This window comes from Streptomyces sp. NPDC002785, from assembly GCF_040295565.1.
Classification (GTDB): domain Bacteria; phylum Actinomycetota; class Actinomycetes; order Streptomycetales; family Streptomycetaceae; genus Streptomyces.
Genome location: NZ_JBEOVN010000261.1, coordinates 1 through 8383, shown reverse-complemented (window position 1 = coordinate 8383; position 8383 = coordinate 1). Strand labels below are relative to the sequence as shown.

Below are 8383 nucleotides of genomic sequence, written 5' to 3'. Positions count from 1 at the left end.
CTGGTTACCGTCGCACACGGCCGGGACTCCGACCGTGTGCGGGGGCTGTCCGTTCCGGCGTCGGGATCCCTGGCCGGGCTCGCCGCCCGTACCGGAACGCCTGTGCACTGCGCCGACGTCCGTACGGATCCCCGGGCCCATCCGTTCGGCGACGGTACCGAGGACGGTCTGGGCGCGGTGGTGGCGGTGCCGTTGCAGATCGACACCGGGGCACTGGGCGCACTGCGCCTGGGGCGGCCGGTGGGCCGCCCGCCGTTCGACGACACCGAGGTCGAACTCGTCTCCGGATTCGCCGACCAGGCGGCCATCGCGCTGGAACTGGCCCGCAGACGGGCCGAGTCCGAGGAACTCGCCGTGTTGCACGACCGGGACCGGATCGCCCGCGATCTGCACGATCTGGCGATTCAGCGGCTGTTCGCGACCGGGATGACTCTCCAGAGCACCACCCGGGCCATCTCCGACCGCCCGGAAGCGGCCGAGCGGGTCAGCCGGGCGGTGGACGATCTGGACACCACGATCCGGATCATCCGGTCCACCATCTTCGATCTGCGCACTGCGGACGGTTCGGGCCGCAGCGGGCTGCGGCACCGGATAGCGGAGACCGCTCGTGCAGCGGCACATGTCCTCGGCTTCCGGCCCACTGTGCGGATCGACGGGCCGGTGGACACCACCGTCCCGGACGAACTCGCCGAACACGTGGTGGCGGTCGCCGCCGAGGCAGTGTCCAACGCGTCCCGCCATGCCCGTGCGAGTCGTATCGGCATCGTGTTGTCGGCCGACGACGCGGTGACTCTGACCGTCACGGACAACGGCATCGGCATCCCGAACGGTGACCCGACAACTCCCGGAACCCGGACAGCGATCGATGACGGAACGGGGACAGCGATCGACTACGGCGATCAGCCGGCCAGGCGCGTCGGCGGGCTGGACAATATGCGTACGCGGGCGGAGCTGTGCGGCGGCACACTCGCCATCGAAAGGCCGGCGGACGGCGGCACCCGGATCACGTGGCGCGTCCCGCTCCACGACTGATGCCTGAGCACCTGTCAGCCTCGCCGGACCGGAGCTTGCCCCCGACGGTCCTTGATCCGGCCGACGAGCATCGCGGCCTGAATCCGGCGGCCGACGCCCAGTTTGGCGAGGATCGAGGAGATGCGGTTCTTGACGGTCTTCTCGGCCAGGAAGAGGCGTTCCGCGATTTCGCGGTTGGTGAGACCCTCGCCGATGAGGTCCAGGATCTGGCGCTCCCTGGTCGTGAGCTGGTCCAGTTCCGATGCCTCCGACTCCTCGGCGGGGGTCTGCTGGGGGCCCCGCAGACGTGCCATCACGCGAGCGGTCGTCCGCGGATCGAGCATCGAGGTACCGGACGCGACCGTGCGTACGGCGGCGATCAGATCGGCTCCGTTGATCTGCTTCAGTACGTAGCCGGCCGCGCCCGCCATGATGGCGTCGAACAGTGCCTCGTCGTCATCGAACGACGTCAGCATCAGACATGCCAGCTCGGGCATCAGGGCACGCAGTTCCCGGCACACCTCGATGCCGGCGTGGTCACCGCGGGGGTCGTCGCCGAGCCGTACGTCCAGTACGGCAACCTGTGGCCTGCTGGCCGGTACGCGGGCCAGCGCCTCCCGGGCGTTGGACGCCTCGCCGACCACCTCGATGCCGTCCTGGGCCTCCAGCAGATCGCGTACGCCGCGCCGGACGACCTCGTGGTCGTCGAGGATGAAGACGCGTACGGGATCGGCGGACTGCGACGGGGCCGGGCTCAGCGGGGACTTCGCGAGGTCATTCACACCATGCTCGATCGGTTCGGGGAAGGGGTGGGCGACAACCAGTATGTGCGTCCCGCCCGCAAATCCTTTCGCCGGGGTTTCACAGCATGCCGAACGGGCTGTGAACAGGGCCTAAAGACCCTGTGACAGGGGCCGGTCGGCGGACTGGACGCGGTGCCATACTGACGCCGCCGAGATCATCCGGGCACCACGGGTGTCTCTCGTCCGGCCCCCCACCGTACTGTCCCAAGGAGTCACCGGTCCATGAACACCCCGAGCGAGGATTACCACGCACTGCTCGCGCGGCATGACGCGATGCGGCTGCGACGACGCATCCTGTCCCCGGACGGAGTTGATGCCGAACCGTGGCGCGCCGAGGCACCGCCGGCGTACGACGGAACGGCCGACCAGCAGCTGATCAGCGAGTTCCTGCCGCTGGTGAGCCCGCTGGAGGAGCTGATCGCCGAGCTGTACCGGGTCATGTTCAGGCGGCATCCGTATCTGCGGTCGTTGTTCCCCGAGTCGATGGCGTTCCAGCAGGCCCATCTCGTCGGGATCTTCCGCTATCTGATCGGCAATCTGCACCGTACGGACGAGATGATCGACACCTTCACACAGTTGGGTCGCGACCATCGCAAGCTCGGTGTGCGCCCGGCGCACTTCGAGGTATTCGAGGCGGCACTGGTCGAGGCGCTGCGCATGCGTGCGGGCGTCCGGTGGACAGGTGCGCTGGAGGACGCCTGGCTGCGGATGCTGCGGCTGGCCGTTTCGGCGATGGTCAGGGGCGCGGACGAGGCGATCGCCGAACCGTCGAGCTGGGAGGCGACGGTGACCTCGCACGAGTTCCGTACTCCGGATCTCGCGGTGCTGAGGGTGCGCCCCCATCAGCCCTACTCCTTCAGTGCCGGGCAGTACGCGTCCTTGGAGTCGCCGCTGCTGGAGCAGGCGTGGCGTCCTTACTACCTGGCCCGCGCGCCGCATCCGGACGGCGAGTTGGAGTTCCATGTACGGGCCCGGGGCGCCGACGGGGTGAGTGATGCGCTGGTGCACGGCACGCGAGAAGGCGGCACCGTCCGCCTCAGCGCGCCGCGCGGCGCGCTCGTCCTGCCCGATCACACCCCCTCCGCCGACGTTCTGTTGATCGCCTCCGGTACCGGATGGGCCGCGATGAAGGCGCTGCTCCAGCAGATCGACGCCGAACGCTCCCGTGCGCACCGGGTGCGGCTGCTGCTGGATGCAAGGGTGGGTGAGGGCATGTACGACGCGGCGTATCTGGAGGCGTTCCGGCGCGGACGCCCCTGGCTGACCGTCCTCACAGCCGGTCAGGCCGGGCCGGCCGATCCGGCCGGCCTCTCCGCGCCCGGTCTGCGTGCCCTGGACGGAATACTGGCGCAGCGTCCCGGGGCCGCCGCCCGGCAGCACGTCTATCTGGCCCTGGCACCCGAGGCCCTCACGAGCGACTCCGCGCCGGCCGTCGCCGCCCGGCTGGCCGCCGCCGGAGTCCCGGCCGTGCACACCCATCACGACACCACCGGCATCGTACGGGTCACAGAAACGTCTGCCAGTACGACCAGAACCGGGTTGCTATCAGCATGACGATGACCAGGCACCAAGTAATCGGCACCACAAGGGGGAACTCCAGCACCGCCGCGACGAGAGCGCGTGGGGCGGGCAGGACGCCATGGCGCAGATTGTGCACGGTGGTGTGCCAGAACATGAAGATGGTGGCCACCCACACGAGTACGCACCACAGGCAGAGCGCGCCGATGTCGTACAACGCCTGCGTCATCAGCCACATGCAGAACCCGACGCCGAACAGGGTGCCCAGGTTCAGCCCCAGCCAGTACCACCGCCGGTAGCGCGCACCCGCGAGCAGGCCCGCACCGGTCCCCATCACCACCCCGAAGGCGATCAGTCCGAGGAGCGGATTGAGGAAGCCGAACACCGACGCCTGTTCGCTGCGCATCACATCCGTGCAGGACAGCACGGGGCTCAGCGAACAGGTGGGTACGAAGTCGGGGTCGGCGAGCAGTTCGAACTTGTCGGTGGTGATCACGAAGGAGCCCAGCAGCCCGAGGGCTGCGGTGATCATCAGCAGCCACGCGAATCCCTGGCGCGCCCCGGTCCGCTCCCGTTCGTCGCTCGATGCCGAAGCACCGTCGCTCGCTCTGTCCTGCGAGGAGCGGACCTCCCGGCCATCGGCCTCGAGGGCTCGCGCTACCAACTCCGACTCACGCGCCGACGCGCTCATGCCCGCCCCCGCACGGAGCCGTCCGGCCAGACGACCTCCACCCGGATTCCCCGCGCCCGGGCGAAGGCAACCAGATGTGCGGTGGCGTCCCGGCCGTCCGACGGCGAACCGTCCCACACGGCGAGCACGGTCCGGCACGTCTCCACCAAACGTTCATCGGCGCTGACACAAGCGTTGCGGTCGGCCGGATCAAAAGCCAGCAACCGTACGTTCTCGGCCAGGACCAGCAGTTCCCCTGCGGCCCGCCGGTCCCGCTCGGGCAACACTGCGGGCACCGCACCCTGGGCCGGCAGCAGCACCGTCAGCTTCCGTCCGGCCTCCCGGGCGACGCGCCCGAACATCAGCGGCAGCCCCGCCCCGACCCGTACGAGAGTGGCCACACCCTCTGCCAGGCAGTCCAGCCTCGCTCTCAGTTCAGCTTCCACCAGCGCCAGAGTTCTGTTGTTGAGGTCTCTGTGTCCGACGACCGCGATCAACGCGTTCTCCTCCTGTACACATCCACACCGCCCGCTCCGACCGAACGCTCCACAAGCCACGGTCCGGCCCCCGGAGCCGCCGTTGGGCCGGCCCGCAGCATGCGGTCCACCGCAGTGAACCCACCGGTGGTCCGACGCCGCTAGGGCCGTTCGGCCCTGGGCCGTTCGGCCCTGGCGTGGGGATGGCAGCACGCGATGTACTCGTGCAACAGGCGAGCAGATCAGGAGGCAAGGCCGCCCCATGAGCCACACAGGTCATCAGTCGCCCCAGTCGTCCGTGCCCGCGGCCGGGCCCACGCCGTCGGCGCCGCCCCCGGCGGCCGCCGGACCACGCCACACAGCTGAGTTGACGGGCGCTCAGGCGCTGAGCCTGCTCGGCGGAACGTCGCTCGGGCGGATCGTCTTCACCCAGCGCGCGCTGCCCGCAATCCGGCCGGTGAACCATCTGCTGGACCGCGGTCAGATCGTCATCCGGACCCATCAGGACTCGGACCTGTTCGCCCAGGCCCGGCACCATGGTGACCGGGGAGTCGTGGTCGCCTACCAGGCGGATGACATCGATCCGCTGACCCATCTGGGCTGGAGTGTCGTCGCGACGGGTTACTGTCGCCCCGTGACCGATCCGGATGCTCTGATGCGCTACCAACGGCTGATCAGGCCCTGGTCGGACCGGGTGATGGACTGTGCGGTCCGCATCCGTCCGCATCTGGTCACCGGGATCCGGCTGACGGCCTGATGCAACGTCTCCGTGCGGGTGCGGCGGATCACGGACATCCCAGTTGCCGGGTCCGGCCGGGGTCGATAACCACGTACGGTGCGTCTTTTCCGGCCGGGCAGGCGGTGCCTCGCTGTTCGCTTTCAGTTCGGCGTGACAGGTGTGCAGGTTGATCGGGCGTGGGTCAGGGGCAGGCATGGGCATCTGGAACTGGGGTGTCCCGGTTGCGGTGCCCGGACAAGGACGCCGCCGAGGACACCACGGCCCGATTCCGGCGGGCCGGGGTTCTACGTCACGTCACGCGGACGACTCCGTCACTCGTCTTCGAAGTCGTATTCGATCACTCGGAAGCTCCCTCCCACTCCGTTATTGACGAACACGCCTGCGGTGGCGCCGTAGGGTCCGACGATGGCGACGGGGCCACCGTTGTCGCAGGTAGCTCCGCGGAAGACCTCGACGGTCCTCCGGCTGTCGTTGAAGATGTTGAAGCTCGTGGAGCCGAGGCCGCTGGCCGCGGTGACGCAGCCGCCAGGGTAGGCGGAGTACGTCCGCTCGTTGAAGTGGATCCTGCCCTCGTCGTCACCTCTCCTTTCGCCGTAGCCCCTGCCCCTGCCGTTACCTCCGCTCTCGTCGTTGCCCCTGCCCTCGCCGTCACCTCTGCTCTCGTCGTTGCCCCTGCCCTCGCCGTTGCCCCTGCCCTCACTACCTCTGCTTTCGTTGCTGCCCCTGCTCTCGTCGCCTCTGCCCTGGTTGCGCTTTCGTGCGCCGCCCCCGCTGTTGGGGGCCGAAGCCGGGGCGGCGGCCTGCCGGACATCCGGGTCTGCCTGGACCGGCTCGGTGGTGGCCGCCGAGGTGAAGGTGCTGCCGGTGGCGGTCAGGGCCATGACGGCCGCGATGGCGGCGGTCACGACGGTGGAACGTGGAACCATGTCACTTCTCCTGTCTCAGAGAGGCCGACTGAGCAGACGACCCGTGACTGAACGTACTTACGCTCCCAATGCCTGTCATATCAGGCATATCGAACGACTGACGTCGAGGCGCCGATCGGGATGACAGCCGCATGTATGCCGTTCGGGTAGAACCTGGCGATCTACAGGTCCTCTATCTGCACGGCTAGGTACGCGTGAACGTGCACAGACCGCTGTTCCATCGAAGGGGATGCCGGGTAGGTTGATCGTTTGGGTCGCTCGCAGCGATTGAACCTGTCAGCGGCGGTTCGGAAGAAAAGCTGAACAGAGTGTCGTCGGATGTCGAGGACCTGTTTCCTGTTCCGACTGAGGGGTGACAACGCGCCAGCGGGGCGCGGAACGGAAGGGACACCCGAGATGAAGTACGTCGCGATGATCTACGGCAACCAGGCCAAGTGGGACTCCTTCCCGGCCGAGGTGTGGCCGGAGGCGATCGCCAGGCAGGAGGCGTTCAACAAGAAGTACCGGGAGACCGGGGAGCTTCTGGGCGCCTACGGCTTGGCGGACGCGGCCAACGCCCGGCTCGTACGCCGCAAGGACGGGACCCCTGCGGTCACCGACGGCCCGTACCTGGAGACCAAGGAGTACATCGCCAGCTTCTACCTGCTCGACTGTGAGAGCGAGGAGCGCGCGCAGCAGATCGCGGCGGACATACCCTTCGCCGACACCGAACCGGTCGAGCTGTGGCCCATCCTGCACGAGTCCGCAGCTGAGCTGTGAGCGTGGATCCGACGATGGATCAGGGCGTGGAGGACCTGCTGCGCGAGCTGGCGCCGCAGGTCCTCGGCGTGCTGGTTCGCCGCTACGGCGCCTTTGACGCGTGCGAGGACGCCGTGCAGGACGCCCTGCTCGCCGCCGCCCTCCAATGGCCGGCCGAGGGAACGCCAGACAACCCGAGGGGCTGGCTGGTCACCGTCGCCTCCCGCAAGCTGGTGGACCGGATACGCAGCGAGCAGGCGCGCCGGCGCCGCGAGGAGCGCATCGCCCTGGCCACCCCACAGGCGGAGCTGCTCAGCCGCGCTGCCGACGAGGAATCAGAGGCGGACCGGGACGACTCCCTGGCGCTGTTCTTCCTGTGCTGCCACCCGGCACTGTCCGCGCCGAGCCGGATCGCGCTGACGCTGCGTGCGGTCGGCGGCTTGACCACCGCGCAGATCGCTGCGGCCTTCCTCGTCCCCGAGGGGACCATGGCCCAGCGCATCAGCCGGGCCAAGCAGACCATCAAGACCTCCGGCACCCCACTGCGCATGCCGGCGCCAGCTGACCGCACCGCGCGACTGGGCGAGGTGCTGCACGTGTTGTACCTGATCTTCAACGAGGGGTACACCACCACCGGCGGCCCCGACCTGACCGCTTCGGCCCTGACGACCGAGGCGATCCGGCTCACCCGCCTGCTTCACCGCCTGCTGCCCGATGACGGCGAAGTGGCCGGGCTGCTGGCACTCATGCTGCTCACCGACGCACGTCGCCCTGCACGCACCGGTCCCGACGGCGACCTGGTGCCCCTGGCCGAGCAGGACCGCAGCCGGTGGGACCTTCGGCTCATCGGCGACGGGACCGACCTGATCAGCCGCTACCTGCCGAAGGGGCAGGTCGGCTCGTACCAGCTGCAGGCGGCCATCGCCGCCGTCCACGACGAGGCCGAGCACGTCGACGCCACGGACTGGCCGCAGATCCTTGCCTTGTACGAACTGCTGGAACATCTCGCGCCGAACCCGATGGTCACCCTTAACCGGGCGGTCGCCGCCGCCATGGTGTACGGCCCGACCACCGGGCTGAACCTGCTCGCCACACTGGAGTCGGACAAGCGCATGGCACGCCACCACCGCCTGCTCGCCACCCGCGCCCACCTCCTGGAGCTGCTTGGGGAGCACGACGCTGCGGCCAGCACCTACCGCGATGCCGCCTGACGCACCACCAGCGCGCCGGAACGACGCCACCTCACCGACCGAGCAGCACGACTCGCCTCCGCACTGGGCTGATTGCCAGACCCACAATCGCCGCACGCTGAGACACAAGCCACGCACCGATCCCGTGCACGTTTGGTTTGGCTGTACTTGCCTGTGCATATTCGGGACATTCCCGCGCCCCCGACCGCAGGCTCGCACCGGCCACCCACAAAGGCTCAACAGTGGTTGGTAAGCCGAAGGACCGGTACAGGCAGCGATAGCGCTGCCTGTACCGGTCCGGGCTCGCGAAGC

8 protein-coding genes and 1 pseudogene are annotated in these 8383 nt (G+C 68.8%); 5 read left to right on the top strand and 4 right to left on the bottom strand.

Annotation, left to right across the window (positions count from 1 at the left end):
- A partial coding sequence (locus tag ABTZ94_RS34275) for a GAF domain-containing sensor histidine kinase (RefSeq protein ID WP_351206828.1) occupies positions 1-1032 on the top strand: 1032 nt, incomplete at its 5' end.
- Positions 1033-1046: 14 nt separating this feature from the next.
- Here ABTZ94_RS34275 and ABTZ94_RS34270 read toward each other — a convergent pair.
- Positions 1047-1793 (bottom strand): response regulator transcription factor, encoded by a 747-nt coding sequence (locus ABTZ94_RS34270; protein ID WP_351206826.1) that lies wholly within the window; start codon positions 1791-1793, stop codon positions 1047-1049.
- A gap of 243 nt (positions 1794-2036) precedes the next feature.
- Between ABTZ94_RS34270 and ABTZ94_RS34265 the strand changes: the two genes are divergently transcribed.
- On the top strand, positions 2037-3368 hold the full coding sequence (locus ABTZ94_RS34265; RefSeq protein ID WP_351206824.1) for a globin domain-containing protein: 1332 nt from the start codon (positions 2037-2039) through the stop codon (positions 3366-3368).
- On the opposite strand, the gene ABTZ94_RS34260 is transcribed toward ABTZ94_RS34265, so the two are convergent.
- Both ABTZ94_RS34260 and ABTZ94_RS34255 read right to left on the bottom strand, forming a co-directional pair.
- Complete coding sequence (locus ABTZ94_RS34260) at positions 3319-4023, bottom strand: vitamin K epoxide reductase family protein (RefSeq protein ID WP_502967359.1); 705 nt, start codon at positions 4021-4023, stop codon at positions 3319-3321. The genes ABTZ94_RS34265 and ABTZ94_RS34260 overlap by 50 nt on opposite strands.
- A complete protein-coding gene (locus tag ABTZ94_RS34255; RefSeq protein WP_502967358.1) occupies positions 4020-4499 on the bottom strand; it encodes a hypothetical protein in 480 nt (159 codons plus the stop codon). Before ABTZ94_RS34255 ends, ABTZ94_RS34260 begins: the two co-directional genes overlap by 4 nt.
- Before the next feature lie 241 nt (positions 4500-4740).
- On the opposite strand from ABTZ94_RS34255, the gene ABTZ94_RS34250 reads away from it, so the two are divergent.
- The gene (locus tag ABTZ94_RS34250) at positions 4741-5235 is read left to right on the top strand and encodes a pyridoxamine 5'-phosphate oxidase family protein (protein ID WP_351206822.1); all 495 of its coding nucleotides are present in this window, start codon (positions 4741-4743) and stop codon (positions 5233-5235) included.
- Between the two features lie 293 nt (positions 5236-5528).
- Here ABTZ94_RS34250 and ABTZ94_RS34245 read toward each other — a convergent pair whose 3' ends face one another.
- The gene (locus ABTZ94_RS34245) at positions 5529-6143 is read right to left on the bottom strand and encodes a hypothetical protein (RefSeq protein WP_351206820.1); all 615 of its coding nucleotides are present in this window, start codon (positions 6141-6143) and stop codon (positions 5529-5531) included.
- 396 nt (positions 6144-6539) lie between these two features.
- On the opposite strand from ABTZ94_RS34245, the gene ABTZ94_RS34240 reads away from it, so the two are divergent.
- A complete protein-coding gene (locus tag ABTZ94_RS34240) occupies positions 6540-6902 on the top strand; it encodes a YciI family protein (RefSeq protein ID WP_351206818.1) in 363 nt (120 codons plus the stop codon).
- A gap of 14 nt (positions 6903-6916) precedes the next feature.
- Positions 6917-8164 (top strand): annotated as a pseudogene (locus ABTZ94_RS34235) (RNA polymerase sigma factor).
- Positions 8165-8383: the final 219 nt, after the last annotated feature.

Excerpts from the sequence above, each read along its gene's own strand:
- ABTZ94_RS34265 (WP_351206824.1), top strand. The coding sequence starts at position 2,037 with ATGAACACCCCGAGCGAGGATTACCACGCACTGCTCGCGCGGCATGAC.
- ABTZ94_RS34260 (WP_502967359.1), bottom strand. The coding sequence starts at position 4,023 with ATGAGCGCGTCGGCGCGTGAGTCGGAGTTGGTAGCGCGAGCCCTCGAG.
- ABTZ94_RS34250 (WP_351206822.1), top strand. The coding sequence starts at position 4,741 with ATGAGCCACACAGGTCATCAGTCGCCCCAGTCGTCCGTGCCCGCGGCC.
- ABTZ94_RS34245 (WP_351206820.1), bottom strand. The coding sequence starts at position 6,143 with ATGGTTCCACGTTCCACCGTCGTGACCGCCGCCATCGCGGCCGTCATG.
- ABTZ94_RS34240 (WP_351206818.1), top strand. The coding sequence starts at position 6,540 with ATGAAGTACGTCGCGATGATCTACGGCAACCAGGCCAAGTGGGACTCC.